The following is a 26,119-nucleotide window of genomic DNA, read 5'->3' on the forward strand; positions in this document are numbered from 1 at the left end:
GAAGGCACTGCCATGCGCATCCCTTTCCTGCTCGCCATAGGACTTCCTGGGCTCATCACGCCGGTTCTGGCGGCAGAGAGCTTCACCGTTCAATCCACGAACCTGACCGATGAGAAAGCGGTGTTCGCGACCGTCGAAAGCCGCGACGTGGTGCCGGCGAGGACGCGCATCGGCGGCACCATCGCGACGCTGACCGTGCGTGAGGGCGACGAAGTGCATGAGGGCCAGGTGATCGGCGTTGTCGCCGACCAGAAACTCGGCTTGCGCATCCAGGCGCTCGATGCCGAGATCAATGGTCTCAAATCCCAGCTCGCCCAGGCCGAGGTCGATCTCGGGCGCGCCCAGGCGCTCGCCAAGGGTGGTGCGGTATCACGTCAGACTCTCGATCAGGCGGCGACCGCGGCGCAGGTCGCGGCAAGCTCGCTGAAGGCGCGTCAGGCCGAACGCGCGCTCGCCGAGCAGCAGCTTGATGAAGGGCAGATCCAGGCCCCGACCAGTGGCCGCGTGCTCGCGGTGCCGCTCACCATCGGCTCGGTGGTGATGCCGGGCGATGCCGTCGCGACCGTTGCCGCTAAGAATTATGTCTTGCGACTGCGCGTGCCCGAGCGCGCCACCGGCTTTCTCAAGGCCGGCGAGACGGTGCGGGTCGATGGCCGTGATCTCGGCGTCGAGGGCGCGAAATTCGGCACCGTCACCCTGGTCTACCCGCGCATCGATGATGGCAACGTCGTCGCCGATGCCGATATCAAGGGGCTTGGCGATTATTTCGTCGGCCAGCGTATCGAGGTTTGGATCCCAGCCGGCGAACGCGACAGCTTCGTCATCCCGAGCCACCTGATCGAAACCCGTTTTGGGATCGATTACGTCCGTCGTCGCGCGTCCGATGGCACGATCGACGCCATTCCCATTCAGCGCGGGCGCGATTTTCCGACACCCGACATGCCCGATGGGATCGAGGTTCTTTCCGGCCTTAGCGCCGGAGACGTGCTGGTGAGACCATGAGTCTCGGTCTTTCCGGGCGACTCGCGCAGGCGACGATCCGCTCGCCGCTGACCCCGCTCTTTCTTCTCGCGGCCCTTGCCGCCGGGCTGATCGCGCTGCTTACCATCCCGCGCGAGGAGGATCCGCAAATCCATGTGCCGATGGTCGATATCATGGTCACCGCCAACGGCCTGGCTGCCGCCGATGTCGTCGAATTGGTGACCAAGCCGCTCGAGACCATCGTCAAGGCGATTCCCGGGGTCGAGCATGTCTATAGCCAGAGTCTTGATGATCGCGCCGTGGTGACGGCGCGCTTCGTCGTCGGCACGGGTGAGGATGACGCGGTGCTCCGGGTCAATGACAAGATCCGCGCCAATCTCGATCGGATTCCGATCGGCATTCCGCAGCCGATGATCGTCGGACGCGGGATCAACGATGTCGGCATCGTCGTCTTGACGCTCTCGCCAACGCCGCAAGCCGCCGCGCGCTGGTCGCAAGCCGATCTGTCGCAGCTCGCGAGCAAACTGCAATCAGAGCTGATCAAGGTCGATGATATCGGACTCAGCTACATCGCCGGCAGCGATCCCGAGGAAATCCGCGTCGAGCCCGATCCCGAGAAACTCTCGCTTTATGGCGTGACCTTGCAGCAGCTTCTGGCGAAGGTGCGCGATGCCAACCGTTCGTTCGTCGCGGGGATAGTGCGCGAGGGTGGCCAAATGAATACCGTGACGGCCGGGCAGACATTGTTTGGCGTCCCCGATATCGGCCTTCTGCTCATCACCACGCGCGACGGTCGCCCTGTCTATGTGCGCGATCTCGCGCGGATCGTGGTTGGCGGCGCAGTGGTCGAAAATCATGTTTTCAACCTCGCCCCTGTCGCGCATGAGGGCTGGCGCGAGACGCCGGCGGTCAGTCTCGCGCTCGCCAAGCGCTCCGGCGCCAATGCCGTTGTCGTGGCAAACGCCATCGTCGCGCGCGTCAAATCCCTCGAAGGGCAACTCATCCCGTCCGACATCAAGGTCGAGGTGACACGCAATTACGGCGACACTGCAAATGAAAAGGCCAATGAGCTTTTGTTTCATCTTGGCCTCGCGACGGTTTCGATCGTGGTCCTGATCGCCTTCGCGATCGGCTGGCGCGAAGGGGTGGTGACGCTCGTTGTCATTCCGACGACAATTTTGCTGACCTTGTTCGCTGCCGAGATGATGGGCTACACGATCAATCGCGTCTCGCTGTTCGCGCTGATTTTCTCGATCGGCATTCTCGTCGATGATGCCATCGTCGTGGTCGAAAACATTGCTCGCCATTGGGCGATGGACGATGGCCGGCCACGTATCCAGGCGGCGATCGAAGGCGTCGCCGAGGTTGGCAACCCGACCATCGTCGCGACCTTGACGGTGATCACCGCCTTGTTGCCGATGCTGTTCGTCTCTGGCCTGATGGGGCCCTACATGGCGCCGATCCCGGCCAATGCGTCGGCGGCGATGCTGTTCTCCTTCTTCATCGCCATGGTGATCGCGCCGTGGCTGATGCTCAAGCTGTCGCCGGAGCGCAAAGGGCGGAAGGCCACGGGCCATGAGACCCACGGGCATGGCCAGGACCGGCTCGGCAGACTCTATCGCCGCGTTGCCGGGCCGCTGATCCGCTCGCGCCGGCTTTCACTCGTCTTTCTGGTGCTGGTCGGCGTCGCGACGCTCGCGGTCTGCGTTCTTTTTTACACGGAGAACGTGACGGTAAAACTTTTGCCGTTCGACAATAAATCCGAGCTTTCGGTGCTGCTCGATCTTCCCGCTGGCGCGAGCCTCGAAGAGACCGAGCAGCGCCTGTCCGCCGCCGCTCGTATCGTCGAGACCCTGCCGGAAGTGCGCTCGATCCAGCTCTACGCCGGAACGCCGGAGCCGTTCGATTTCAATGGTCTTGTCCGCCACTATTATGCGCGTGAGACACCGTGGCTCGGTGATTTGCACATCGTTCTCGCGCCGAAAGCCGACCGCAAGCGACCGAGCCATACCATCGCGCTCGATCTGCGGCGCCGGCTCGCGCAATTAGCGTTGCCGCCAGGCGCGGTCTTGAAAGTGGTCGAAATGCCACCCGGGCCGCCGGTGCTCGCGACCCTGCTCGCTGAAATCTACGGCCCCGACGCCGCGACGCGCCGCGATGTCGCCGAAGAGGTCAAAAAGATTTTCAAATCGGTGCCGTTCATCGTCGACGTCGATGATTCCTATGGCCATCGCGCGCCGCGCCTGCACATCGCCATAAATCAGCCGGAAATCGATTATTTCCGCGTCAACCAGAGCGATGTTTACGATACGATCCAGGCGTTGTTCGGTGGCCTTCCGGTGGGCTATTCCTATCGCGGCGCCGAGCGTCTGCCGATCGAGATCGCGATCGGGCTGCCCAAACGCGACTTGAGTTGGAATGAGCGGCTGGCCGCAACGCCGGTGCCCGCCAACACCCTGCCTGGCGCGCGCGGCGTCGTCGAACTCGGCCAATTGGTGAGCGTGACGCGCGAACGCGGCTCGCGAACGATTTTCCGCCGCGACGGGCACGCCGCCGATATGGTGACCGGCGAACTCGCCGGCAGTTTCGAGGCGCCGATCTACGGCATGCTCGCGGTCGATAAGCTGATCGCGGCGCATGATTGGGGAAAAATTCCGAAACCGACCGTGAGCTTTCGCGGCCAGCCGCAAAACGAGGCAACGCCGACCCTGCTCTGGGATGGCGAGTGGGAGATCACCTATGTCACGTTCCGTGACATGGGTGCCGCTTTCATGGTTGCGATCCTCGGGATCTACATCCTCGTCGTCGCGCAGTTCCAGAGCTTCAAGATACCGCTGATGATCCTAACGCCGATCCCGCTGACCTTGATCGGCATCATGCTCGGCCACTGGCTGCTCGCGGCGCCCTTCACCGCGACCTCGATGATCGGCTTCATCGCGCTCGCCGGCATCATCGTGCGCAATTCCATCCTGCTCGTCGATTTCATTCGCCATGGTCGCGGTGAAAAGCCGCTGCACGAGGTCTTGGTCGATGCCGGCGCCATTCGCTTCAAGCCGATCCTGCTTACCGCGCTTTCGGCGATGATCGGCGCTGCGACCATCCTCCCCGACCCGATCTTCCAGGGACTCGCGATCTCGCTCTTGTTCGGCCTCGCCTCCTCGACGCTCCTTACCGTCCTCGTGATTCCGGCGATCTATGTCGTGCTGCGCGATCCGCTCGGGCGGTAAAAGAAAGCCGTTCTTTTTTGGAAAAAAGAACCAAAAAACGTTTATCTTGAGATGGCGGCGTCGAGGCGGGCTTCGCTGTCGGGATCGTGCGTGGGCAGATAAATGAAGGGGCGCGCCGCGGCGGCTGACGCCTCGGCGAAAGCGGCGATGGTGGCAAGGGTTTTGCGCGCCGAGCGCGGGTTGGGGCTGACGCCGTCGATGGCGCGCGCAGCCAGCGCCGCTTCGGTGTAGGAGACATCGCCGGCGATCAGAAAGCGCTGCGCCGGTGTCGTCACCAGAACCGAAACATGGCCCGAGGTATGGCCTGGGGTCGGCACGATCATCACCGCGCCATCCGACGTCAGCGACATCGCGCGCGGGAAGGGCGCGGGCGGGTCGGCATCGAAGCGGATGAATTCGGGGCGGAAGCCTTGGGGCAAATGGTCGAGGAAATAGCCACGCACTTGCCCCGCGGTGCCCTGCGCGAGTTGCCATTCGATGCGGGTGACGAGTGTGCGGAGCGGCGGCAGATGCGCAAGGCCGCCGGCGTGATCGGTGTGGAAATGCGTGAGCACAACCGCACGAAGATCGGACGGCGCGACGCCGAGGGTTCGAAGTTGGACATCGATCGCCTGCTCGTCCGCGATCGCGAAACGCACGGCAAGGCGGAAATAAGGGTGCCAGGGCGGGAAATAGCTGCGCGTCATGGCGCGCGGGCTCTCGCCGCTATCGACCAGGAACAGCCCTTCCGGATGCTCGATCAGAAAAGCGAGGATCGGCAACGCCGCGCTCCAGCCGCGTTCGAGGAATGGACGTAGGCGGCGGAACGGCGCGCGCCCGATGATCTGGCTTGGGCGCACGAAGACCGAGCCAGTGCGCAAAGCATGCACGCGGATCATGCTCTCTCCTCCGCCTGCAAGGCGAGTGCCCGCGCATAGACCTCGCCGCGCGGCCGGCCGGTCAGCGCGCTCGCCCGCGCCACCGCCGCCTTAAGCGTGCCTTCCGCCAGGGCTGCTCGCAGAATCGCATCGAGGGCGGCGGCGTCAGATGGCGGCGCGTCCTCGGCCGGGGCGACGACGAGGGTGATTTCACCACGTGCCGGATGAGCGGCGTAATGCGCGGCGAGCGCCGGGAGCGGGCCGCGTTGCATTTCCTCGAAATGCTTGGTCAATTCGCGCCCGACCGCCGCCGCGCGCGGGCCGAAAACGTCGGCGAGGTCGGCCAGGGTCGCGGCCAGGCGATGCGGCGCTTCATGCCAGATCAGCGTCGCCCGCAGCCCGGCATGTTCGGCGCCGCGCAAGGTCGCGAAGGCGCGTTTCCGAGCGGTTGCGCGGGGTGGCGGAAAGCCGAGGAAAAGAAAGGGCTGCGGCGGCAGGCCCGAGAGGATGAGCGCGAGCAGCGCCGCATTCGCGCCGGGAATCGCCGCAACCGGCAGCCCCGCCGCGATCGCTGCGCGCACCAGCCGGTAGCCGGGATCGGAGACCAAGGGCGTGCCGGCATCCGCGACCAGGGCGATTCGCTCCCCCCGGCCGAGGCGAGCGAGCAGTTCCGGCACGCGCGCCTCTTCGTTATGTTCGTGCAGCGGCGACAGCGGTCGATGGATCGCGAAGGCGCGGCAGAGCCCGGCGGTGACCCTGGTATCCTCGCATAAAATGAGGTCGGCGGCGCGCAAGACCGCAAGCGCGCGGGCGCTGATATCGCCAAGGTTGCCGAGTGGCGTGGAAACCAGCACTAATCCCTCCGGCGCCGGGGATAAGGCCGGCGCGTTGTCGCGGGGAGATGGGTCGCATGCGGCTTCAGACATTCGCTCTCCTGATCAGCGGTCTGGTGACCGTGAGCCTGGGCCTGGCGGGCTGCGCCAATGGGGGATATTCCTCTGCCCTGGGCGGAGGCAAGCCCCAGGTGTTGGCGGGCAGCGCGCCGGCGGCGGGTGGCGCCGGCGGCAGGGCCGGCACGGTCGCTCTGCTTTTGCCGCTGAGCGGCGCCGATGCTGGGCTTGGCGGCGCGATGCGCGATGCCGCGGCCCTCGCACTGGCCCCGGCAGGCTCCCCCGAACTCGACGTCCGCGACACCGCCGGCGCCCCGGCGGACGCGGCGCGCGCGGCGGCGCAGGCGATCGCCGCCGGCGATGCCATGATCCTCGGCCCGCTCACCGCCGGCGAAACCCTCGCGGTCGCAACGCCGGCGCGCGCCGCCCGGGTGCCGGTGCTCGCTTTCACCTCCGATCCCAAGGCGGCGCAACCCGGCGTCTGGACGCTTGGCCTGACCCCGGAGGCGCAGGTACGCCGCCTCGTCGCCGCTGCCCGCGCCGAGGGGCGGTCACGCTTCGTCGCCCTCTTGCCCGAAAGCGGCTATGGCCATCTCATGGCGCAGGCGCTGGAGCGGGCCTGCGCTGAGGCCGGTCTTGCGACGCCGGGGATCTATTTCCACGGCACCAGCATGGCCTCGATGAACGCCCTGGTGCGCGAGGTCTCCGATTACGCCAATCGCCGCGGCCCGATCGAGAAACAGATCCGCGAGGCCCGCGCCAAGGGCGATCGCAAAACCGCAAACGACCTCGCAAAGCAGCCGATCCCGCCACCGCCCTTCGATGCCGTGCTGCTCGCCGATACCGGGGAACAACTCGCGGAACTCTCCTCTCTGCTGCCTTATTATGATGTCGATGCGCCCGCCGTCCGCCTGCTCGGCCCCGCCCTCTGGGCGCAGCCGGCGGCGCGGGCCGGCGCCGCTCTCAAGGGCGCCTGGTATGCCGCGCCCGATCCCGCCGCGCGCGCCGCCTTCGTCGCCGCATATAGCGCGAAATATGGCAACGCGCCGCCGCCGCTCGCCGATCTCGCCTACGATGCCGCTTCCCTCGCCCGGGTCGTCGCCCATGAGGGCGGGGCACGCGGCGGCGCGCTCACCGCCAGCTCGGGATTTTTCGGCGCGGACGGGCTTTTGGTCTTGCAACCCGATGGCCGGGTGCGCCGTGGCCTCGCCGTGTTCAGCCTCGACGGCAAGATCGTCGCGCCGGCACCGACCCGTGTCGGCGAGGCTGGCAGCTGACACCGGTCAGCGCCCTGCTGCTGGCCTTGGCGGGCCTTTTCGGGCTCGTCTGGCTATCGCTCTGGCGTGATGTCAAGCGGCTCGAAGCGGCGCTCGGCGCGGCGTTGGGCGAAGGCGAGCGGCCGCCGTGGCCATGGTGGCCCTGGTTTCGCCGCCTCGCCGATGACATCGAGCGCCTGGCCCGTGGGCGGAGCGAACAAGCGGCAACCCGGGCGCGTCTTGCCCAAGCCGGGGCGTTGATCGTCGAGCGTCTGCCCGACCCGTTGATCGTACTCGGCGCCGATCGCAGCGTCCGCCAGGCCAATGGCGCGGCGCGCGCGGCGTTTGGCGAGGATATCGCCGCGGTCTTGCGCCATCCGACGCTGCGCGCCGCGATCGATCGTGCCTATACCGAGCGCGCGACGCAGTCGGTCGCTTTCTCGCTGCCGGTGCCGGTGCAGCGCGAGGTCCGCGCGAGCGTCGTGCATCTGCTGCAGGAACTGCCCGATGGTGGTGCGGCGATCGTGGTGCTCGCCGACCGTTCGCGCGAGCAGGCGGTGGAGCGGATGCGGGCCGATTTCGTCGCCAATGCCAGCCACGAACTGCGCACCCCGCTCGCGAGCCTGATCGGCTTCATCGACACCCTGCGCGGGCCTGCCGCCGATGACCCGGCGGCACAGGCCCGCTTCCTCGGCATCATGGCCGAGCAGGCGGCGCGGATGAACCGGCTAATCGACGATCTCCTGCGCCTCTCGCGGATCGAGGTCGATGAGCATTTGCCGCCAACCAGCCGGGTCGATCTCCGCGCGTTGCTGCTGCGCCTCGCCGCCGCCTTCGAGGTGCGGCTCGCCGAACGAGGCATGCGGCTCGATCTCGCGCTTGCGGAGACGCTGCCCGAGATCCCTGGTGATCACGACCAGATCGTCCAGGTCGGGCAGAATTTGCTCGACAACGCCCTCAAATATGGCCGCGACGGCGGCATCGTGCGGCTGGCCGCGCAGGCGACAGGGGCGCCGGGTCGCCCCGGTGTCGCGATCATCGTCGAGGATGACGGGCCGGGAATACCGCGCGACCATCTGCCGCGCCTCACCGAGCGCTTTTACCGCGTCGACAAGGGCCGCTCACGCGCCGCCGGCGGCACCGGGCTCGGTCTTGCCATCGTCAAGCACGTGGTCAACCGCCATCGCGGCCAGCTGACCATCGAGAGCGAGGAGGGCCACTTCGCCCGCTTCACCGTCTGGCTGCCGGCCGGCGAGCCGGGATCGCCAGATGGTGATAAAAAATAACTATTTCGTTGACGCTGTTCGCCGCCCCGGCTAAACCCGCGAAGAACGTCCAAGCCACCGATCAAGAACCCGGAAGTCAGGGGCAGCCCGATGCCGCCAGAGGCCGAAACATCGTCATCCGCTCTCCTCAGCGTCGAACGGCGCGGCGCCGTTGCGCTGCTCCATCTCGCGCGGCCGGAAAAACGGAACGCCCTCAATGATGCGCTCATCACCGCGCTCGGCGCCTTCTTCGCCTCACCGCCCGAGGGCGTGCGTGTCGCGATTGTGGCCGGGCGCGGCGCGCATTTCTCCGCCGGGCTCGATCTCGCCGACGTCACGGAAAAGGATGCGACCGCCGGGATGTTCCACAGCCGCCTCTGGCATCAGGCTTTCCGTCACATCGCCGAGGGCAAAATCCCCGCCATCGCGGTGCTGCATGGCGCAGTGATCGGCGGCGGGCTCGAACTCGCCAGCGCCTGCCATGTGCGGGTCGCCGAACGCTCTGCCTATTACGCGCTGCCTGAGGGGCAGAGAGGGATTTTCGTCGGTGGCGGCGGCTCGGTGCGGCTGCCGCGTCTGATCGGGCTCTCCCGCATGACCGACATGATGCTGACCGGCCGCGTGTTCAGCGCGGAGGAAGGCCAGGCGATCGGCCTTAGCAATTATCTCGTCGATAACGGCGCAGGGCTCGCGCTCGCCCTCGATCTCGCGGCGAAGGTGGCGGCGAACGCGCCGCTCACCAATTTCGCGGTGCTGCACGCGCTGCCGCGCATCGCCGAAGCCGACCGCGAAGGCGGCTTCCTCGCCGAGACCCTGATGGCGGGGATCTCGGTCGCCGATCAGGAGGCCAAAGCGCGCTTGCGCGCGTTTCTTGAGGGACGGGCGGCGAAGATCGCGCCTTAGGCAAACGCCGGCGGTCGCGGCCGCAAGGGGCAATATCCCCGCGGCGACACGCCGGGGCGAGGAGGGAACATGACGACAGATGAGGTGGTCCCGGTCCGGCTCGCGGTGCCTGAGATGGCGATCACGCGGGACGCCGATGGCACCATCCGGGCGCGGGCGAAAACGCCGCTCGGCGCTTATCCGGCGCGGCTGACGGGGCGGCTCGAACACTGGGCGGGGCTCGCGCCTGATCGCGTCTTTCTTGCCGAGCGCACACAAGACGGCGCCGGCTGGCGGCGCATCACCTATGCCGAGACACTGGCGGCGGTCACGGCGCTCGGCCAGGCGCTGCTCGATCGCGATCTCTCGCCCGATCGCCCGATCGCCATTCTTTCTGGCAACGGCATCGATCACGCGCTTCTTGGCCTTGCAGCGCAGCATGTCGGCGTGCCGTACGCGCCGATTTCGGTTGCCTATTCGACCTCTGGTGGGGATTTCGCCCGGCTTCGCCACATCCTCGCGCTGCTCACCCCGGGGCTCGTGTTTGCTGAGGACGGCGCCCGCTTTGCCCCAGCCTTGGCGCTCGCGGCGGCGGGCAGCGAGATCGTCGTCTCGCGCAACCCGCCGTCCGGGCGGGCGATTTCGCTCTTTGCCAATCTCCTCGCAACCCGCCCCGGCGCCGCGGTCGCGGCGGCGGCCGAACGCGTCGGGCCCGAGACGATCGCGAAATTCCTGTTCACCTCGGGCTCGACCGATCTTCCCAAAGGGGTCATCAACACCCAGCGCATGCTATGCAGCAATCAGGCGATGATCCTCTCGGTGATGCGCTTTCTGGGCGATGAACCGCCGGTGCTGCTCGACTGGCTGCCGTGGAACCACACCTTCGGCGGCAACCATAATTTCGGGATCGCGCTTTATAATGGCGGCTCGCTTTACATCGATGACGGGCGGCCGGTGGCCGGCGGGATCGCCGCGACGTTGCGCAATCTCCGTGAGATCGCCCCCAGCGTTTATTTCAACGTCCCCAAGGGCTGGGAGGAAATCGCGCTCGCCTGCCGCGACGATGCGGCGCTGCGGGCGCGATTCTTCAGCCGGGCAGCGTTGTTTTTCTATGCCGGGGCGTCACTCGCGCAGCATGTCTGGGATTTGCTCGACGATCTTGCGATCGCGACGATTGGCCGGCGTGTCACCATGCTGACCGGGCTTGGCGCGACCGAAACCGCGCCCTTCGCGCTGTGCTGTCATCCCTCGCACGCACGCTCGGGGATGGTCGGCGTGCCGGCGCCGGGTGTCGAATTGAAGCTCGCCAAGGTCGAAGGAAAATGGGAAGCGCGCCTGCGCGGGCCGAGCATCGCGCCGGGCTATTGGCGGGATGCGGCGAAAACCCGAGCGGCGTTCGATGAGGAGGGATTTTATCGCACCGGCGATGCGCTCGACTGGATCGATCCCGAAACGCCCGCGTACGGGTTTCGTTTCGATGGCCGGATCGCCGAGGATTTCAAGCTCTCGAGCGGCACCTGGGTGCATGTCGGGCGGCTCAGGGCGCTGTTGCTCGAACGTCTCGCGCCGCATGTCCGCGATGTCGTGATCGCCGCCCCCGATCGTGATGCGATCGCGGTGCTCGCACTTCCCGAACGCGCCGAATACGCAGACGACGCGGCCATCCGCGCCGAGATCGCGCGTCGGCTTGCGGCGTTTGCGCGCGACTATCCGGGAAGCTCGATGCGGGTCGCGCGGCTTGCGTTTCTCACTGATCCGCTCTCCGTCGATCTCGGCGAGATCACCGACAAAGGCTCGCTCAATCAGCGCGCGATCCTGCGCAACCGCCTGGCGCTGATCGATCGCCTCTATGCCGAGCCCCCGGCCCCGGACATCATCACTGTTGCGGAGTTCGCCCAATGAGCCAAGGTCTTTTCGCATCCTGGCCGGATGTCTGGCTGTTCGATGGCGTGCGCACGCCCTTCGTCGATTACAATGGCGCGCTCGCTTTGGTCTCACCGACCGATCTCGGGATCAAGGTGGCGCGCGAGGCGATCGCGCGCGCCGGGATTGCGCCAGAGGCGATCGGCAGCGTGGTCGCGGGTTCGGTCGCGCAGGCGAGTTTCGATGCCTATATGCTGCCCCGTCATATCGGGCTCTATGCCGGCTTGCCGCAGGCAACCCCGGCGCATCTCGTCCAGCGTGTCTGCGGCACCGGGATCGAGGCGCTGATACAAGGGGCGGACGCCATCACCCATCGCGGCCTGGATGCGGCGCTTTGCGTCGGCTCTGAAAGCATGAGCCGCAACCCCATTGCCGCCTATACCCATCGTGGCGGGTTTCGCATGGGGCAAGTCGAATTCAAGGATTTTCTTTGGGAGGCACTGCTCGATCCGGCGCCGGGCAAGACCATGGGTGAAACCGCCGAGGCCCTGGCGCGGCGCTATGACATTCCGCGTGCCGAGGTTGATCGGTTCGCCGCGCAAAGTTTTGAACGCGCGATCGCGGCTGCGGAATTTCGCGCCGGCGAGATCGTTCCCGTGATGAGCGAGAGTTTTGCCCGCGACGGTCTTCATGATCGTGGCATCCGGCTCGCGCGTGGGGTTGCCGAGGTGAGCCTCGACACCCATGTGCGACCATCGCCACTTGCCGTGCTCGAAAAATTGCCGCCGGCGTTCGGGGGTGTGCAGACCGGCGGCAATAGTTCGGCGATCGTCGATGGCGCAGCGGCAGCGGTGATCGGGCGGAAATCGCTCGCCGTGCGACGGCCGCTTGCGCGCCTGGTCGCCGGGGTTGCGATCGGCTGTGCGCCCGAGATCATGGGGATCGGCCCGGTGCCGGCGATCGAGACGCTGCTTGCGCGCACGGGGCTTTCGCTCGATGCGATCGGCCGCGTTGAGATCAATGAGGCGTTCGGCGCGCAGGTGCTCGCTTGCGCCCGCGCGCTCGAACTCGATGAAGCGCGGCTCAACGTCAATGGTGGCGCGATCGCGATCGGCCATCCGCTGGCCGCGACCGGGCTGCGCCTGACGCTGACGCTGGCGCGCGAAATGCAGCGCGCGGGGGTGCGCTTCGGCATCGCCTCGGCCTGCATCGGCGGCGGCCAAGGCATCGCCCTTTTGGTCGAAAATATCGAGGTTTGAGACGGCATGTTCGTCAATACCATGACCCGTCTCATCGAATGGGGCGATTGCGACCCGGCCGGCATCGTGTTCTACCCGCGCTATTTCGCGATGTTCGATACCGCGACCGCCTTGTTGTTTCAGGCGGCGCTAGGGATCGACAAGGCGGCGATGCTGGCGCGCTTTGGCATCGCTGGTTTCCCGATGGTCGACACGCGCGCGCGGTTTCTTACCGCACTTAGTTTCGGCGCCACCGTTCGTATCGAATCGTCCGTCACCGCCCTCGGCCGCTCGAGTTTCGGCATTCGGCACGCGCTGTTCGATGGGGAGACGTGTGCCGTCGAAGGCGAGGAGACGCGGGTCTGGACCCGACGCGATCCCGCGGGACCGAAGCCCCTCCGGGCCGCGCCTATTCCTGATGAGGTGAGGGCGTGCCTCGCGCGGTCGCGGTGAGCTGCGCCAGAAGCGCGAGCAGGGTCGGCTTGCCGGCCTCGCCGAGCGCGAGGGCAAGCCGCTGTTCGTGGTGCGCGATCGCCGCCTCGGCGCGCGCGAGCAGGGTCGTGCCGTTTGCGGTCAGGAAGAGGGCGAAGGCGCGCCGATCGCTCTCCATCCGGTCGCGGGTGACGAGGCCGCGCGCTTCCAGCCCGTCGAGCAGGGGGACGAAATTGGTGCGCTTGATCCCGAGCGCCTCGGCCACCTGGCTCGCGCGGATGCCGGGATTTTCCCGCAGCATCAGCAGCACCGAATATTGCCCGGGGCGAAGATCGAGATCGGCGACGGCGCGATGGAAATCCTGGAAAACCGCGATCTGCGCCAGTCTCAGGGCAAAGCCGATATGCCCGGGCAACGTGCCGAGGGAAACCTCGCTCGCGGTGGGGCTGCGTTTGCCTCTGGCGGTCGGGGTCTTGCCCGATCCTGGCGTTTCCATCACGTCTGACATGCTGACATTCTATAAGCGCTTTCGTCGGAAGGCGACAGGCAGAAAACACTGTCGCGCAAGGGAGGCGCGCCCATCATGAAGAAATATCTTTGTTTCCTATCGGCCCTTCTGTTGTTGCCGGCCTTCGCCAAAGCCGCCGAGCCGCTCAAGCTTGGTGTCCTCAATGATCTTTCCGGAGTCTATGCGGATTATCAGGGGCGCGGCTCGGTGATCGCGGCCGAGATGGCGGCCGAGGAGTATGGCGGCAGCGTCATGGGGCGCAAAATCGTGATCATCGCCGGCGATCATCAGAACAAGCCCGATATCGGCCTTGCGATCGCGCGGCGCTGGTTCGACACCGAAGGGGTGGATGCGGTGCTTGATGTGCCGAATTCGGCGATCGCGCTCGCCGTGGCCGATCTCGCGCGCGAGAAGAATAAGGTCTTCATCGGCTCGGGCGCCGGCACCGCGCTATTGACCGGCGCCAAATGCTCACCCAACACCATCCATTGGACGTTCGATACTTGGGAGGTCGGGCACGCGTTGGGGCGCGCTGTCGTCGCCGAAGGCGGCAAGAGATGGTTTTTTCTCACCGCCGATTACACTTTCGGTTATGACCTCGAGACCTCGATGACGGAGGCGGTGCGTGCCGCCGGTGGCGAGGTGATGGGTTCCGTCCGGCATCCGCTCGGCACCAGCGATTTTTCGAGCTATCTCCTAAACGCGCAGGATTCCGGGGCGGATGTGCTCGGCCTTGCCAATGCCGGCGGCGATACCGCGACCGCGATCAAGGAGGCGCAGGAGTTTGGCCTCACGCAAAAGATGAAAATGGCCGGCCCGATCGTCAACATCAACATCATCGAGGCGATCGGCCTTCCCAGCGCCCAGGGCTTGCTTGCGGTGACGCCCTTCTATTGGGACATGACGCCTGCAACCCGCGCCTTCGCCCAGCGCTTCAGCGCTCGCCATCCTCAGCACATCATGCCGAATGATATGCAGGCCGGGGTTTATGCCGCGACGCTCGCTTATCTCAAGGCGGTTGCGGCCCGCGCTGGCGACAGCAGCGATGGCCGCGCGGTGGTTGCCGAGATGAAGAAGAAGCCCGCCGAGGATCCGTTGTTCGGGGAAAGCGTGATCCGCGCTGATGGGAGGGTAATGCACCCGGTCTATCTCATGGCCACGAAGACGCCGGCCGAAAGCCACGGCAACTGGGATTTCTTCAAACTGGTGACAACCGTGCCGGCGGATCAAGCTTTCCGACCGCTCGCCGACGGCCATTGCCCGCTGGTGCCCTAAGGATCTTCCTCAGCGCGGCCACTGCCCCACGGACAAAAGTTTTTTGGTTCTTTTTTTTCAAAAAAGAACACGCCTTACCCTTATCCGAGCGGCGCGCAGGCGCGCGCGAGCCAGGCGCGGGTCGGCGGCGGCAGGTCGGGGCCGAGTTCGGCGAGCACGCGGGCGTGATAGGCATCAAGCCAGCGTCGCTCGTCGGCGGCCAGCAGGGCGGGGTCGATGAGGGCGCGCTCGAAGGGGGCCAGAGTGAGTGTCTCGAACCCGAGGAACGGGCGATTTTCGCTGATTTCCGGGGCGCGCTGCACGAGTAGGAGATTTTCCAGCCTGATCCCGTAGTCGCCGGCGGCGTAAAACCCGGGCTCATTGGAGAGGATCATTCCCGGCGCGAGCGGAACTGGCCGTGCTGCGCGGGAAATGCCGGCCGGGCCCTCATGCACGGAGAGGTAACTCCCGACGCCGTGGCCGGTGCCGTGGTCGTAATCGAGGCCAGCCTCCCAGAGCGCGCGGCGGGCGAAGGCGTCGAGATGGGGGCCGGCGACCCCTTGCGGGAAGAGCGCGGTTGCGAGCGCGATATGGCCGCGCAGCACGCGGGTGAAGCGATCGCGGAGCGCGGCCGGCGGCGCGCCTGGCCCGATCCAGAGGGTGCGGGTGACGTCGGTGGTCCCATCGAGATATTGCGCGCCGGAATCGATCAGATAGACGGTATCGGCGCCGATCGGGCGGTTGCTCGCGGCGCTGACGCGGTAATGGATGATCGCGCCGTGCGGGCCGGCGGCGGAAATCGCGGGGAAGCTTTCGCCGCGGAAATGCTGGCCCTCGGCGCGGAGGGTGCGAAGCCGCTCGGCCGCCGAGATTTCGGTCTCGGCCGCGCCGGCGGCGCTCATATGATGGAGAAACCGGCAGAGGGCGAGACCGTCGCGCTTATGGGCGGCGCGGGCGCCGGCTTGTTCGGTCGGGTTTTTGCACGCTTTGGGCAAGAGGCAGGGGTCGGCGGCGAAGCTGACGCTGGCACCCGCTGCGCACAAGCGCTCGGCAAACCAGACCGGGCTCGCGCCGGGATCGAGGCGGACGCGGCGCCCGCCGAGCGCAGCGAGCGCGGCGGGGAGGGCTTCGGGGGGCGCGAGACTCACCGTATCGCCAAGGACGTCGCGGGTTTGGAGCGGGATTTTCTCCGCCGCCATGAAAAGTTTGCTCCGGCCATCGGCGTGCTGGAGGGCGAAGCCGAGCGCGATTGGGGTGAACGGCACGTCATCGCCGCGGAGATTAAAAAGCCAGTTGATCGACGCCGGATCGCTGAGCACGGCGGCATCTTCCCCGGCCTCACGCAGAAGGGCAGCGATCTCGGCCCGCTTTTCCGCCGCACTGCGCCCAGCGAAGGCGAGATCGTGGGGCAGGGCCGGGGCGCGCGGCGGCGCTGGGCGGTCGTGCCAGAGAGCATCGATCGGGTTGGTGATCGCAACCAGGGTCAGGCCGGCGGCGCGAAACCGCTCACGCTGCTCGTGGCTGATCAGCCAGGGGTCATAGCCGATCCGCCCGCCCGCCGGCACGTGCGCCGCGAGCCAGGCCGGCGGCGGCGTTTCGGTGATGTGATGGCGCTCCCAGAGCGCGGGATCGGTCTCGGCGGCGGCTTGCAACGTGTAGCGGCCATCGGTGAACAAAGCGGCGCGCTCGGCGAGTATGCAGGCGAGCCCGGCGCTGCCGGTGAAGCCCGAGATCCAGGCGAGGCGTTCGGCGGCGGGCGGGACATATTCGCCGAGATGCTCATCGGCGCGCGGCTGGAGGAAGCCGGCAAGGCCCTGGGCGGCGAGAGCGGCGCGTAGGGCGGCAAGGCGCGTCTTAAAAATTTCATAACTCACGCTATTATCATGCACGGAGATCATGACTGATCCGCCTTCTTCGCACCTGCACAATAACCCTCATGGGCGCATATAGACCGGCGTGAGAGGCCAGCGTGACCGGCCCTCCGCGTTCTTCGGAACGGCTCCCGACGCAAGGTGAACGTATCATGACCATCGATTTTGCCCATCTCGAAATCTTCTCTCCCGGCCATTCCGAGGCCAGCGCGCCGCGGCATGATGCGCAACGCTTGCCGATGACGGCGCGCGTTTTGGCGGCGCTCGGGGGCGGCATGGCGGCGCTCGCGCGCAAGATCGCCGAGCGCGCCGAGCGCCGCGCGGTGCTCGATGAGCTGTCGCGGCTTTCGGATCGCGAACTCGCCGATATCGGCCTGACCCGCGGCGATCTCATGCTGGTGTTCGATCCCGGCTTTGCCGCCCAGCGTGAGGCCGCCCGCACCGCGCGCTGCCTTTCGCTGCGCGCCGCCTGAGGCGTCATCGCGCATGGCAGGGGCGACGCAGGATCAGCGTCGTCCATGCTTGCTCGCGGACGCGCCCGGTTAATACTAGTCCGGCGCGGCGATGGGCGGCGAGCACCATCGTTTCCTGGCTGGCAAGCAGGCCGGCGAGGATCGCGGTGCCGCCCGGCGCGAGGTGCTGCGCGAGCGCGCGTGCCATGGCGCAAAGCGGCCGGGCGAGGATGTTTGCGAAGACAAGGTCGAACGGCGCGGCATGGCGGAGCGGGCGTTTCCGCCAGCCATCGCCGGCAACGACCGTGATCCTTCGCGCCAAAAAATTTCGCCGCGCATTTTCGGCCGCGACCCGTACCGACCAGGGGTCGATATCGCTCGCCAGCACCCGGCGATGAAACAGCCGTGCTGCCGCCATCGCCAAAATGCCTGACCCGGTGCCGAGATCGAGGATGCGGCGCGGCTGATGGCGCCGCGCCAGCCGTTCGAGCGCGATAAGACAGCCCCGCGTCGAGCCATGCTCGCCCGAGCCGAAGGCGAGCCCAGCGTCCAGCATGAGCGTGATTCGCCCGGCCGTTCGGCCGGGCGGCAGGTGGGTGCCGCGCAACGCGAAGCGTTCGCCGATCAGTTGCTCGGGAAAATCCGCGCGGTTGCGCGCAAGCCACCCCGATGCCGGGGTCGGGATGCGGCGGAGTTCGGGCTGCTCGCCGCTGACGGCGGTGGCAAGCGCGAGGGCAAGCGCCAACCTCTCCTCGCCCTCGCCGGTTACGCGGATTCCCTCGATCCGCCAACGCTCGCCGGGCTCCTCGCGAAAGCGGCCGACGCTGCGGCATATCTCGGCGAGCGCCGCCTCATAAAGCGGCGCCGCCGTGGCGCTGACGAGCAGAACCAGGGTCTCGAGGCGGGGGGGTCGTTCGATCATGCGGGGTCAACGAAACGGTCGAGGACATGCTTGGTGCCGGCGTTATCGAACGCAATCTCGAGGCGGTCCTGCTCGGCGGCAATGACCGTCCCATGGCCGAATTTTTGGTGAAAAATCCGGCTGCCGACAATGATGCCGCGCGGTTTCGCGGTTGGCGCGCGGGCATGGAGGGGAAACGCCGTCACCACCGCCGCGCGGGCGCCGGGTGGCGTGCGCGGGCTCGACACTGCCGAGCCACCGCGCGCGAGCCACTCCTCGGGAATCTCCTCGAGAAACCGGCTCGGGATACCGTCTTGCCAATTGGCGTAGATGCGGCGCTGCGCGGCGTGGAGAATGATCACCCGCTTGCGCGCCCGGGTGATGCCGACATAGGCGAGGCGGCGCTCCTCCTCCAAAGCCTTGACGCCGCCCTCCTCAAGCGCGCGCGGGTTGGGAAACACCCCTTCCTCCCAGCCGGGCAGGAAAACCGTATCGAATTCCAAACCCTTGGCGGCATGCAGCGTCATCAGGCTGACCTTGTCGCGGTCGGTGTTGTCCTCATTCTCGGTCACCAAGGCGACATGATCGAGAAAGCCGCCCAAGCTTTCGAAATCGGCGAGCGCGCGGACGAATTCCTTCAAATTCTCGAGCCGCCCCGGCGCCTCCGGCGATGTGTCGGCCCGCAGCATGTCGGTATAACCGCTTTCATCGAGCAGTGCGCGCAGCGTCACGACATGGCCGTCGCGCGCCAGCATCTCGCGCCAGCGCGCGAGATCGGCGAGCAGGCGACGAACCCCCTCACCCGCCCGGCCGCGCAGAGCGCCGCCGGCGAGCAGCACCGCCGCGGCGGCGGTGAGCGGGACATTCGCCGCCTGCGCCCGCTCGTGCAGCGCCCTGAGGGCGACCGCGCCGACGCCGCGGCGCGGCACGTTGACGATGCGCTCGAAAGCGAGATCGTCGCTGGGCTGGACCAGGAGCCGGGCATAGGCGATGGCGTCGCGGATTTCGGCGCGCTCGTAAAACCGCAGCCCGCCCACGACACGATAGGGAATCCCGAGCGTGATCAGCCTTTCTTCGAAGGCGCGGGTCTGGAATCCGGCGCGGACTAGAACCGCGATTTCGGCGAGATTTTCGCCGGATCGCCGTAGCGACTCGATCCGCTCGCCGACGGCGCGCGCCTCCTCCTCCGAATCCCAGAGGCTGAGCACGGTGACGCTCTCGCCCGCCGCGGCGTTCGTGCCGCCCGGGCGCAAGGTTTTGCCAAGGCGCCCGGCGTTATGGGCGATGAGGGCACTGGCGGCGGCGAGGATGGGGGCGGTCGAGCGATAATTGCGTTCGAGCCGGATCACCGTGGCGCCGGGAAAATCCTTCTCGAAGCGGAGAATGTTTTCAACCTCGGCGCCGCGCCAGGAATAGATGCTCTGGTCGTCATCGCCGACGCAGCAGATATTCCGCCCCGCCTGGGCCAGGAGCCGGAGCCAAAGATACTGCACGACATTGGTGTCTTGATATTCATCGACCAGGAGATAGCGGAATTGCCGATGGTATTGGGCGAGGATATCAGGATTTTCGCGCAGGATATCGGTCATGTGCAACAAGAGATCGCCGAAATCGGCCGCATTCAGCGCCCGAAGCCGGGCCTGATAGGCGCCGTAAAGCGCGAGTGTGCGCCCGCCGGCGAGGTCGCCTGCCGCCTCCGGCCGCACCCGCGCCGGCCCCTCGCCGCGATCCTTCCAGCGCTGGATCTGGTGCATGAGCAGCGGCGGCGGCCAGCGCTTGGCATCGATCCGCTCGGCTTCCATCACTTGTTTGAGAAGACGAAGCTGATCGTCGGTATCGAGGATGGTGAAATTAGCGCCGAGCCCGACGAGCGCGGCATGCCGGCGCAACAGACGGGCGGCGAGGGCATGGAAGGTGCCGAGCCACAGCCCCTCGACCGGGCGGCCGAGAATCGCCGCCACCCGCTCGCGCATCTCGCGCGCTGCCTTGTTGGTGAAGGTGACGGCGAGGATCTGCCCCGGGCTTGCCCGGCCGGTGAGCAGGAGATGGGCGAAGCGGGTGGTCAGAACCCGCGTCTTGCCAGTGCCGGCGCCAGCCAGCACCAGGACCGGACCCTCCAGCGTCTCGACAGCCATGCGCTGCTCGGGGTTCAGCCCGGCGAGATGCTCGGCCATCATCGGGCGTTTCTATGGGCCCGCCGCGCTGGCGGGAGAGTTGCGGAATGGGTCACGAAGGAGGGTATAGAACGCATGATGACGGCATCCAACCCGCCGCCCGCGCCGGCGGCGCGCCAAGCATGAAACTTTTTGGCACGCTGCTCGAAGCCTCGGCGCGGCACGGCCGGCCGCTGCTCGCGATTGCAATTTTCGGCGGGCTTTTGCTGCCGCCGCTTGCGCACGCGCTGCGCCGGGTTATTCTTCCCGAGGTGCTGGCGCTGACCACGCTGGTTTTGCTCCGGATCGATATTCCCGCCGCGTTCGCCCATCTCCGCCGGCCCGGGCGGCTTGCCGTGATCATCGGGTTTCATCTTTTGATTTGTCCGCTGATCGCGTTCATCACTGTCCGCGGGTTGCCGATCGACCACGGCATCGCCGCCGGCGTCGTGGTGTTCGCGACAGGCTGCGGCGCACTTTCGGCGCCGGCGTTCGCGCGCCTGGTCGGGCTCGATCCCGAATTGTCGCTCTTGATGACACTCGGCACCACGTTTCTCGTGCCCCTCACCGCGCCGCCGATCGTGTTCGCGCTGACCGGGATCGATCTCGCGATAGGGCCGGCATCGTTCATGCTGCGGCTTGCGCTCACCATCGGGCTGCCGCTGCTCGCCGCCCTTGGCTTGCGCCGGGCGATTGGCCCGGCGCGGCTCGGCGCGATTGGGGGCGCCGTCGATGGCGGGGTGGTGTGGCTCCTCGTGCTTTATGGCTTCGGCGTGATGGACGGGCTCGCGGCACGGATCAGCGCCGATCCGCTCTGGGTGCTGGCCGCCGCGCTCGCCGCTTTTGCCGCTGACTTTGGCCTCAACCTCGTCACCGCGCTGGCGTTTTTTCCGCTCGGCCGGGCCGGCGCGGCCTCGGTCGGCTTGGTTTCGGGCAATCGCAACATGGCGCTCTATCTCGCCGTCTTGCCGGCCGGCGCCGACCCGCGCCTCGGCCTCTTTTTCGCGCTCTGCCAGTTCCCGCTCTATCTCAGCCCGTTCCTGCTGCGCCCGCTCTATCGCCGGCTAATGGCGCGTCCGGCTGCGGCCTGACGCCGAGGATATGGGCGATGGCGTAGGTGAGATCGGGGCGGTTCAGGGTGTAGAAATGGAATTCATCGACGCCGTTGGCTTGCAGGAGACGCACCTGCTCGGCGGCGATCAATGCGCCGACGATGCGGCGGAGTTCGGCGTCATCCTCGGTGCCGGCGAAGAGATGGCCGAGCCAGGCAGGGACGCTCGCGCCGCAGAGCGCGCTGAACCGCGCCGCTTGGGCATAGTTCGAGACCGGCATGATGCCCGGGACGATAGGCGCGGTGATGCCGGCGGCCAGCGCCCGGTCGAGAAAGCGGAGATAGGTTTCGGTTTCGAAGAAATACTGGGTGATGGCGCGGGTCGCGCCAGCGTCGAGCTTGCGCTTGAGATTGTCGAGATCGGCTTCGGGACTAAGCGCCTGGGGATGGGTTTCGGGGTAAGCGGCGACCGAAATCTCGAACGGCGCGATGCGGCGGAGGCCAGCGACGAGATCGGCGGCATAAGGATAGCCCTCGGGGTGCGGCCGATAGGGCTCGCCGGGCGGCGGATCGCCACGCAGCGCAACGATATGGCGCACGCCCGCCGCCCAATAGTGCCGGGCGACGGCATCGATCTCGGCGCGGGGGGCGCCGACACAGGTCAAATGAGCGGCCGGGGTCAGGCTGGTTTCCTCGACGATGCGCGCAACGGTCGCATGGGTGCGGGCCTGGGTGGTGCCGCCGGCGCCGTAGGTGACCGAGACGAAACGCGGCGCGAGCCGCTCAAGGCGGCGGATGCAGTGCCAGAGCTGGGCCTCCAGGGCGGCGTTGCGCGGCGGAAAAAATTCGAAGGAAAGCAGCGGCGGTGGCTGTGCGGCGTCGCGCGCCGGAATGCCCGCGATGCGCGGGCCGGTCAGCCAGCGCTCAAGGGTCGCCGGCGATGAGGCGGCACCGTTCGGCGGGGGGGCGGCGGCATGCATGGAACCAACTCCTCGAAAAGCGCAGACGAAAGGCGCTGGTTTTGTTCACCAAATCGGCTGCCGCCGCAAGCGCGCGATGCGGCGCGGCTTTACGTCGGACCTCAGCGCTCCTATTTGACCGAGATCACGCCTGGCGGCGGCGCGCCGATGCCCGGCTCCCTGGATTGGCCCCCGGCCCCATGACAAGGATGACTGCATGAGCCGTCGGCTTTCCCCCGCTCTGCTGCCGCTCACTCTATCGCTTCTCGCTCTTCTCGTGAGCGCCTGCGCCACTCCCCCGCCGGCCGATGACAAGGAGGCGCTCGCCGATTACCGGCAGACCAATGACCCGCTGGAACCGACCAATCGGTTTTTCTACAAGGTCAATGAACAGCTCGACGCGGTAACGCTGAAACCGGCGGCGGAAGCCTATCGTTACGTGCTCCCCGATGGCGCGCGTGAGAGCGTGCACAACATGCTCGTCAATCTCAACGACCCGACAGTGTTCTTCAACGATGTCGTCGAAGCCGAGCCACGGCGCGCCGGTGACACGCTGATGCGCTTTCTGATCAACTCGACCTTTGGGATCGGCGGGTTTTTCGATGTCGCGAAGCATTGGGGCTATCCCAATCACGATGCCGATTTCGGCATGACGCTGGGGCTCTATGGCGTGCCACCGGGGCCGTATTTGTTCATTCCCGTCCTCGGCCCGTCCAATCCGCGCGATCTCGCCGGCTTCGGCGTCGATATCGCCGATTGGCCGTTCACCTGGATGGTGAATGGCACCACGGTTTACGCGCTGGAGTGGGCCTATTATGGCCTCAACGCCGTCGATGTGCGCTCACGCGTGCTCGATTCGCTCGATCAGGTGCAAAAAAACGCGCTCGACCCCTATGCGACCATTCGCAGCCTCTATCGCCAGCGCCGCGAGAGCCAGATCGAAGCGATCCGCAATGACCACCGCGCCACCGTCCCCGCCTGGTTCCCGGCGCCGGCGACGCAAACCGAGTAACGCCTTATTGATGAGTCCGCGAAAAGAGAGATCATGCTGAAAAGACGCGAAATTCTTCCGGCCATCGGCCTCGTCCCGGCACTGCTCTGGGGCCGGCGCGCGCGTGCCGCCGATCCCGCCGGCTTCGTCCGCCAAGTGGGTGATCAACTCGTCGGCGTGATCAACGGTCCTGGCTCGTTGACCGACAAGCGCGGCCAGATTCGCCAAATCATCGACCGCTTCGTCGATGTCGACGGCATTGGCCGCTTCTGCCTCGGCCGCTTCTGGCGCCTTGCGACGCCGGCGGAGCAGCATGACTACCTTACCCTCTTCCATCAGGTGCTGGTGACCAGTATTTCCGGCCATCTCGGGGAATATAAAGGGGTGCGCTACACGCTCGGCCGCGTCGCCCCGCATGATGATACGGTCTGGGTCGATACCACGATCTTTCGTCCCAACAACCCAGAGGCCAAGGTCCAATGGGTGATCGCAACCATCAATGGCAGCTTAAAGATCGAGGATTTGGTGGTTGAGGGCACCAGCCTGCGTCTTACCCAACGCAGCGATTACGCGAGCTTCCTCCAGCACAACGGCGATAATGTTCAGGCTCTGATCGACGCCATGCGGCGGACGCTGGCGAAAGCATCGTAAAACCAGGAGAAAAGCGGTTTTTTGAAAAAAAGAACCAAAAAACCCCGTCTTGTTTTCAGAGAGAGCAACGCCATACGCTTTGCTCAATAAAAGAAAGTCTTTTTGCTTCTTTTTCTTCAGAAAAAGAAGATTTTTTGCTTACATCCGCGCTCGTTCGCTGCGATAGACCAGCATCTCGTAGCCGTCGCGGGTGAAGCTCTCGGCGAGCCGCATGCCGATACCGCCGAGCACCATGCGCGAGGCGAAATTCTCAGCGCGCGCCACCGCGACGATCAGGGGCAGCCCGGCTTCTTCATGGCCAAACCGCAGCACCGCCCCCGCCGCCTCGCGCGCCAAACCCTGGCCACGCGCCTCTGGCCAGAGCGCAAAGCGGAGCGCGGGACTAAGCCCGTCGCGCCGCGCCATGATCCCGGCAATGCCGACGAAGCGGCCATCCGCCCGCGTGCGCGCCGACCACATGCCAACCCCGGCGCGCGCCCAGAAGGCGATATCCTCGGCGAGTTCGGCCATCGTCTGCTGCGGCAAACGCACGCCGCCGAGCATCACCGCGAACACTCTAGGGTCGGCCTTGAGCGCGATCAGATCGGCGAGGTCACTCCCCGCGACCGGGCGCAACATCAGCCGGCCGGTGCCGAGCGTAAGCCGGCCGTTCATGCCGGCGCGCCCGCTTGGGCGCTCGGATCAGCGGGTGAGGGGGCGGTATTTGATGCGATGCGGCTCGGTCGCCTCGGCGCCGAGGCGCGCGCGCTTGTCGTCTTCGTAAGCCTGGAAATTGCCTTCGAACCATTCGACATGGCTGTCGCCCTCGAATGCCAGGATATGGGTCGCGAGCCGATCGAGGAACCAGCGATCATGGCTGATGATCACCGCGCAGCCGGGAAACTCCGCCAGCGCCTCTTCCAGGGCGCGCAGCGTATCGACGTCGAGATCGTTGGTCGGTTCGTCGAGGAGGATGACATTGGCCTCCGATTTCAACATCTTGGCGAGATGGACGCGATTGCGCTCGCCGCCCGAGAGCACGCCGACCTTCTTTTGCTGATCGGCGCCCTTGAAGTTGAAGGCGCCGACATAGGCGCGTGACGGCACGGCGCGTTTGCCGAGAGTGATCACATCGGTGCCGCCGCTGATCTCCTCCCAGACGGTTTTGCTGGCATCGAGACTGTCACGACTCTGATCGACATAGCCGAGCTTGACGGTGTCGCCGATACGCAAACTGCCGGAATCGGGCGTCTCCTGGCCGGTGATCATGCGAAACAGCGTCGTCTTGCCGGCGCCGTTCGGGCCGATCACGCCGACGATGCCACCGGGCGGCAATTTGAAACTCAAGCCATCGATCAGCAACCGGTCGCCATAGCCCTTGGTAAGATTTTCGGCCTCGATCACCGTCGCCCCCAGGCGCGGCCCGGGCGGGATGACGATCTCGGCAACGCCGGTCGCGAGTTCCTGCGATTTCGCCAGCATGTCCTCGTAGCGGGCGATGCGGGCGCGGTTCTTCGCCTGGCGCGCGCGCGGGCTCGCGCCGATCCATTCCTCCTCGGCGGCGAGCGCCCGCTGGCGGGCGCTTTCCTCTTTCTCCTCTTGCGCGAGACGCTTGCGCTTTTGCGCGAGCCACGAGGAATAATTTCCTTCGAAGGGATAGCCGCGGCCGCGCTCGATTTCGAGGATCCAGTTGGTGACGTTGTCGAGAAAATAGCGGTCATGGGTGACGACGATCACCGTCCCGGCATAGTCGCGGAGCGTGCGTTCGAGCCAGGCCACGCTCTCGGCGTCGAGATGGTTGGTCGGCTCGTCGAGCAAAAGGAGATCGGGTTTTTCGAGCAACAGCCGGCAGAGCGCGACCCGGCGCTTTTCGCCCCCCGAGAGCGGGCCGACGAGCGCATCCGCCGGCGGGCAGCGCAGGGCATCGAGGGCGATTTCGACTTGGCGCTGCAAATCCCAGCCATCGCCGGCGTCGATCACCGCTTGCAATTCGGCCTGCTCGGCGAGCAGCGCCTCCATCTGCGCGTCATCCATCGGCTCGGCGAAGGCTTGGGAAATCTCGTTGAAGCGCGCGAGCGCGGCGGTGAGGGGGGCAAACGCCGCCTCGACATTTTCGCCGACGGTTTTCTCGGGATCGAGCCGCGGCTCCTGGGCGAGATAGCCGACGCGAACGCCGTCTGCGGCCCAGGCCTCGCCGCCGAACTCGGTCTCGATCCCGGCCATGATGCGCAAAAGGGTCGATTTGCCGGCGCCATTGACGCCGAGCACGCCGATCTTCACCCCCGGCAGGAAGGAGAGGGTAATGCCCTTGAAGACCTCGCGCCCGCCTGGGTAGGCCTTGGTGAGGTCTTTCATCACATAGACGTATTGGTAACTCGCCATAATCCGGCTCCGGCAGGGAAGGAGGGGTTTTAGGGGGCTCTGCGCGGCGGGGCAACGGCCGCTATGGGTTCGGCCC

Annotated in this window: 22 protein-coding genes; 13 read left to right on the plus strand and 9 right to left on the minus strand. The window is 66.4% G+C overall.

The window, feature by feature from the left end; translation table 11 throughout:
* The first annotated feature begins 12 nt into the window (after positions 1-12).
* Positions 13-1,002 (plus strand): efflux RND transporter periplasmic adaptor subunit, encoded by a 990-nt coding sequence (locus ACP5M5_RS03475; protein ID WP_427935573.1) that lies wholly within the window; start codon positions 13-15, stop codon positions 1,000-1,002.
* Positions 999-4,208 carry an efflux RND transporter permease subunit gene (locus ACP5M5_RS03480; protein ID WP_427935574.1) on the plus strand — a complete coding sequence of 1,070 codons (3,210 nt, stop codon included), beginning with the start codon at positions 999-1,001 and terminating at the stop codon, positions 4,206-4,208. The genes ACP5M5_RS03475 and ACP5M5_RS03480 overlap by 4 nt, the downstream gene beginning before the upstream one ends.
* Before the next feature lie 41 nt (positions 4,209-4,249).
* On the opposite strand, the gene ACP5M5_RS03485 is transcribed toward ACP5M5_RS03480, so the two are convergent.
* Together ACP5M5_RS03485 and rsmI are read right to left on the minus strand one after the other, a co-directional pair.
* Positions 4,250-5,086 (minus strand): N-acyl homoserine lactonase family protein, encoded by an 837-nt coding sequence (locus tag ACP5M5_RS03485; protein ID WP_427935575.1) that lies wholly within the window; start codon positions 5,084-5,086, stop codon positions 4,250-4,252.
* Positions 5,083-5,991 carry a 16S rRNA (cytidine(1402)-2'-O)-methyltransferase gene (gene rsmI, locus ACP5M5_RS03490; RefSeq protein WP_427935576.1) on the minus strand — a complete coding sequence of 303 codons (909 nt, stop codon included), beginning with the start codon at positions 5,989-5,991 and terminating at the stop codon, positions 5,083-5,085. Before rsmI ends, ACP5M5_RS03485 begins: the two co-directional genes overlap by 4 nt.
* On the opposite strand from rsmI, the gene ACP5M5_RS03495 reads away from it, so the two are divergent.
* The 6 genes from ACP5M5_RS03495 (at position 5,976) to ACP5M5_RS03520 (ending at position 12,912) form a co-directional block, all read left to right on the plus strand.
* Complete coding sequence (locus tag ACP5M5_RS03495; RefSeq protein ID WP_427935577.1) at positions 5,976-7,232, plus strand: penicillin-binding protein activator; 1,257 nt, start codon at positions 5,976-5,978, stop codon at positions 7,230-7,232. The genes rsmI and ACP5M5_RS03495 overlap by 16 nt on opposite strands.
* A 26-nt stretch (positions 7,233-7,258) precedes the next feature.
* Positions 7,259-8,497 (plus strand): ATP-binding protein, encoded by a 1,239-nt coding sequence (locus tag ACP5M5_RS03500; protein ID WP_427935578.1) that lies wholly within the window; start codon positions 7,259-7,261, stop codon positions 8,495-8,497.
* Positions 8,498-8,587: 90 nt separating this feature from the next.
* Positions 8,588-9,379, plus strand: a complete 792-nt coding sequence (locus ACP5M5_RS03505) for a crotonase/enoyl-CoA hydratase family protein (protein ID WP_427935579.1) — start codon at positions 8,588-8,590, stop codon at positions 9,377-9,379.
* Between the two features lie 69 nt (positions 9,380-9,448).
* The gene (locus ACP5M5_RS03510) at positions 9,449-11,260 is read left to right on the plus strand and encodes a feruloyl-CoA synthase (protein ID WP_427935580.1); all 1,812 of its coding nucleotides are present in this window, start codon (positions 9,449-9,451) and stop codon (positions 11,258-11,260) included.
* Positions 11,257-12,480, plus strand: a complete 1,224-nt coding sequence (locus ACP5M5_RS03515) for a thiolase family protein (RefSeq protein WP_427935581.1) — start codon at positions 11,257-11,259, stop codon at positions 12,478-12,480. Before ACP5M5_RS03510 ends, ACP5M5_RS03515 begins: the two co-directional genes overlap by 4 nt.
* 6 nt (positions 12,481-12,486) lie before the next feature.
* Positions 12,487-12,912 carry an acyl-CoA thioesterase gene (locus ACP5M5_RS03520; protein ID WP_427935582.1) on the plus strand — a complete coding sequence of 142 codons (426 nt, stop codon included), beginning with the start codon at positions 12,487-12,489 and terminating at the stop codon, positions 12,910-12,912.
* Here the strand turns inward: ACP5M5_RS03520 and ACP5M5_RS03525 are convergent.
* Entirely contained in the window at positions 12,869-13,399 is a 531-nt protein-coding gene (locus ACP5M5_RS03525) for a MarR family winged helix-turn-helix transcriptional regulator (protein ID WP_427935583.1), read from the minus strand. The genes ACP5M5_RS03520 and ACP5M5_RS03525 overlap by 44 nt on opposite strands.
* A gap of 75 nt (positions 13,400-13,474) precedes the next feature.
* Here ACP5M5_RS03525 and ACP5M5_RS03530 point away from each other — a divergent pair, with 75 nt between their 5' ends.
* Complete coding sequence (locus ACP5M5_RS03530) at positions 13,475-14,674, plus strand: ABC transporter substrate-binding protein (RefSeq protein WP_427935584.1); 1,200 nt, start codon at positions 13,475-13,477, stop codon at positions 14,672-14,674.
* A gap of 80 nt (positions 14,675-14,754) precedes the next feature.
* Here ACP5M5_RS03530 and ACP5M5_RS03535 read toward each other — a convergent pair whose 3' ends face one another.
* On the minus strand, positions 14,755-16,551 hold the full coding sequence (locus ACP5M5_RS03535; protein ID WP_427935585.1) for an aminopeptidase P family protein: 1,797 nt from the start codon (positions 16,549-16,551) through the stop codon (positions 14,755-14,757).
* A 125-nt stretch (positions 16,552-16,676) separates the two neighbouring features.
* Between ACP5M5_RS03535 and ACP5M5_RS03540 the strand changes: the two genes are divergently transcribed.
* Positions 16,677-16,997 (plus strand): DUF1127 domain-containing protein, encoded by a 321-nt coding sequence (locus ACP5M5_RS03540; RefSeq protein WP_427935586.1) that lies wholly within the window; start codon positions 16,677-16,679, stop codon positions 16,995-16,997.
* Between the two features lie 4 nt (positions 16,998-17,001).
* Here ACP5M5_RS03540 and ACP5M5_RS03545 read toward each other — a convergent pair whose 3' ends face one another.
* Positions 17,002-17,898 carry a 50S ribosomal protein L11 methyltransferase gene (locus ACP5M5_RS03545; protein ID WP_427935587.1) on the minus strand — a complete coding sequence of 299 codons (897 nt, stop codon included), beginning with the start codon at positions 17,896-17,898 and terminating at the stop codon, positions 17,002-17,004.
* Positions 17,895-20,051 carry an ATP-dependent helicase gene (locus tag ACP5M5_RS03550; protein WP_427935613.1) on the minus strand — a complete coding sequence of 719 codons (2,157 nt, stop codon included), beginning with the start codon at positions 20,049-20,051 and terminating at the stop codon, positions 17,895-17,897. Before ACP5M5_RS03550 ends, ACP5M5_RS03545 begins: the two co-directional genes overlap by 4 nt.
* Before the next feature lie 122 nt (positions 20,052-20,173).
* Here ACP5M5_RS03550 and ACP5M5_RS03555 point away from each other — a divergent pair, with 122 nt between their 5' ends.
* Positions 20,174-21,121, plus strand: a complete 948-nt coding sequence (locus ACP5M5_RS03555) for a hypothetical protein (RefSeq protein ID WP_427935588.1) — start codon at positions 20,174-20,176, stop codon at positions 21,119-21,121.
* Here the strand turns inward: ACP5M5_RS03555 and metF are convergent.
* Positions 21,060-22,061, minus strand: coding sequence for a methylenetetrahydrofolate reductase [NAD(P)H] (gene metF / locus ACP5M5_RS03560; protein WP_427935589.1), 1,002 nt, complete (start codon positions 22,059-22,061; stop codon positions 21,060-21,062). The two genes, ACP5M5_RS03555 and metF, sit on opposite strands and share 62 nt — an antisense overlap.
* 196 nt (positions 22,062-22,257) lie before the next feature.
* On the opposite strand from metF, the gene ACP5M5_RS03565 reads away from it, so the two are divergent.
* Both ACP5M5_RS03565 and ACP5M5_RS03570 read left to right on the plus strand, forming a co-directional pair.
* The gene (locus ACP5M5_RS03565; protein WP_427935591.1) at positions 22,258-23,052 is read left to right on the plus strand and encodes an MlaA family lipoprotein; all 795 of its coding nucleotides are present in this window, start codon (positions 22,258-22,260) and stop codon (positions 23,050-23,052) included.
* Positions 23,053-23,085: 33 nt separating this feature from the next.
* On the plus strand, positions 23,086-23,682 hold the full coding sequence (locus ACP5M5_RS03570) for an MlaC/ttg2D family ABC transporter substrate-binding protein (RefSeq protein WP_427935592.1): 597 nt from the start codon (positions 23,086-23,088) through the stop codon (positions 23,680-23,682).
* A gap of 138 nt (positions 23,683-23,820) precedes the next feature.
* On the opposite strand, the gene ACP5M5_RS03575 is transcribed toward ACP5M5_RS03570, so the two are convergent.
* Both ACP5M5_RS03575 and ettA read right to left on the minus strand, forming a co-directional pair.
* Entirely contained in the window at positions 23,821-24,336 is a 516-nt protein-coding gene (locus ACP5M5_RS03575) for a GNAT family N-acetyltransferase (RefSeq protein ID WP_427935593.1), read from the minus strand.
* Positions 24,337-24,363: 27 nt separating this feature from the next.
* Positions 24,364-26,043, minus strand: coding sequence for an energy-dependent translational throttle protein EttA (gene ettA, locus ACP5M5_RS03580; RefSeq protein WP_427935594.1), 1,680 nt, complete (start codon positions 26,041-26,043; stop codon positions 24,364-24,366).
* Between the last annotated feature and the right edge of the window lie 76 nt (positions 26,044-26,119).

This window comes from Acidibrevibacterium sp., from assembly GCF_049965395.1.
Classification (GTDB): domain Bacteria; phylum Pseudomonadota; class Alphaproteobacteria; order Acetobacterales; family Acetobacteraceae; genus Acidibrevibacterium; species Acidibrevibacterium fodinaquatile.

Bases quoted from the DNA above. Each gene is read 5' to 3' on its own strand.
- ACP5M5_RS03515 (WP_427935581.1), top strand. From the start codon at position 11,257: ATGAGCCAAGGTCTTTTCGCATCCTGGCCGGATGTCTGGCTGTTCGAT.
- ACP5M5_RS03510 (WP_427935580.1), top strand. From the start codon at position 9,449: ATGACGACAGATGAGGTGGTCCCGGTCCGGCTCGCGGTGCCTGAGATG.
- ACP5M5_RS03540 (WP_427935586.1), top strand. From the start codon at position 16,677: ATGACCATCGATTTTGCCCATCTCGAAATCTTCTCTCCCGGCCATTCC.
- ACP5M5_RS03505 (WP_427935579.1), top strand. From the start codon at position 8,588: ATGCCGCCAGAGGCCGAAACATCGTCATCCGCTCTCCTCAGCGTCGAA.
- ACP5M5_RS03525 (WP_427935583.1), bottom strand. From the start codon at position 13,399: ATGTCAGACGTGATGGAAACGCCAGGATCGGGCAAGACCCCGACCGCC.
- ACP5M5_RS03530 (WP_427935584.1), top strand. From the start codon at position 13,475: ATGAAGAAATATCTTTGTTTCCTATCGGCCCTTCTGTTGTTGCCGGCC.
- ACP5M5_RS03495 (WP_427935577.1), top strand. From the start codon at position 5,976: ATGCGGCTTCAGACATTCGCTCTCCTGATCAGCGGTCTGGTGACCGTG.
- rsmI (WP_427935576.1), bottom strand. From the start codon at position 5,991: ATGTCTGAAGCCGCATGCGACCCATCTCCCCGCGACAACGCGCCGGCC.
- ACP5M5_RS03570 (WP_427935592.1), top strand. From the start codon at position 23,086: ATGCTGAAAAGACGCGAAATTCTTCCGGCCATCGGCCTCGTCCCGGCA.
- ACP5M5_RS03485 (WP_427935575.1), bottom strand. From the start codon at position 5,086: ATGATCCGCGTGCATGCTTTGCGCACTGGCTCGGTCTTCGTGCGCCCA.
- ACP5M5_RS03555 (WP_427935588.1), top strand. From the start codon at position 20,174: ATGAAACTTTTTGGCACGCTGCTCGAAGCCTCGGCGCGGCACGGCCGG.
- ACP5M5_RS03575 (WP_427935593.1), bottom strand. From the start codon at position 24,336: ATGAACGGCCGGCTTACGCTCGGCACCGGCCGGCTGATGTTGCGCCCG.
- ACP5M5_RS03535 (WP_427935585.1), bottom strand. From the start codon at position 16,551: ATGATCTCCGTGCATGATAATAGCGTGAGTTATGAAATTTTTAAGACG.
- ettA (WP_427935594.1), bottom strand. From the start codon at position 26,043: ATGGCGAGTTACCAATACGTCTATGTGATGAAAGACCTCACCAAGGCC.
- ACP5M5_RS03565 (WP_427935591.1), top strand. From the start codon at position 22,258: ATGAGCCGTCGGCTTTCCCCCGCTCTGCTGCCGCTCACTCTATCGCTT.
- ACP5M5_RS03550 (WP_427935613.1), bottom strand. From the start codon at position 20,051: ATGGCCGAGCATCTCGCCGGGCTGAACCCCGAGCAGCGCATGGCTGTC.
- metF (WP_427935589.1), bottom strand. From the start codon at position 22,061: ATGCATGCCGCCGCCCCCCCGCCGAACGGTGCCGCCTCATCGCCGGCG.
- ACP5M5_RS03520 (WP_427935582.1), top strand. From the start codon at position 12,487: ATGTTCGTCAATACCATGACCCGTCTCATCGAATGGGGCGATTGCGAC.
- ACP5M5_RS03475 (WP_427935573.1), top strand. From the start codon at position 13: ATGCGCATCCCTTTCCTGCTCGCCATAGGACTTCCTGGGCTCATCACG.
- ACP5M5_RS03480 (WP_427935574.1), top strand. From the start codon at position 999: ATGAGTCTCGGTCTTTCCGGGCGACTCGCGCAGGCGACGATCCGCTCG.
- ACP5M5_RS03545 (WP_427935587.1), bottom strand. From the start codon at position 17,898: ATGATCGAACGACCCCCCCGCCTCGAGACCCTGGTTCTGCTCGTCAGC.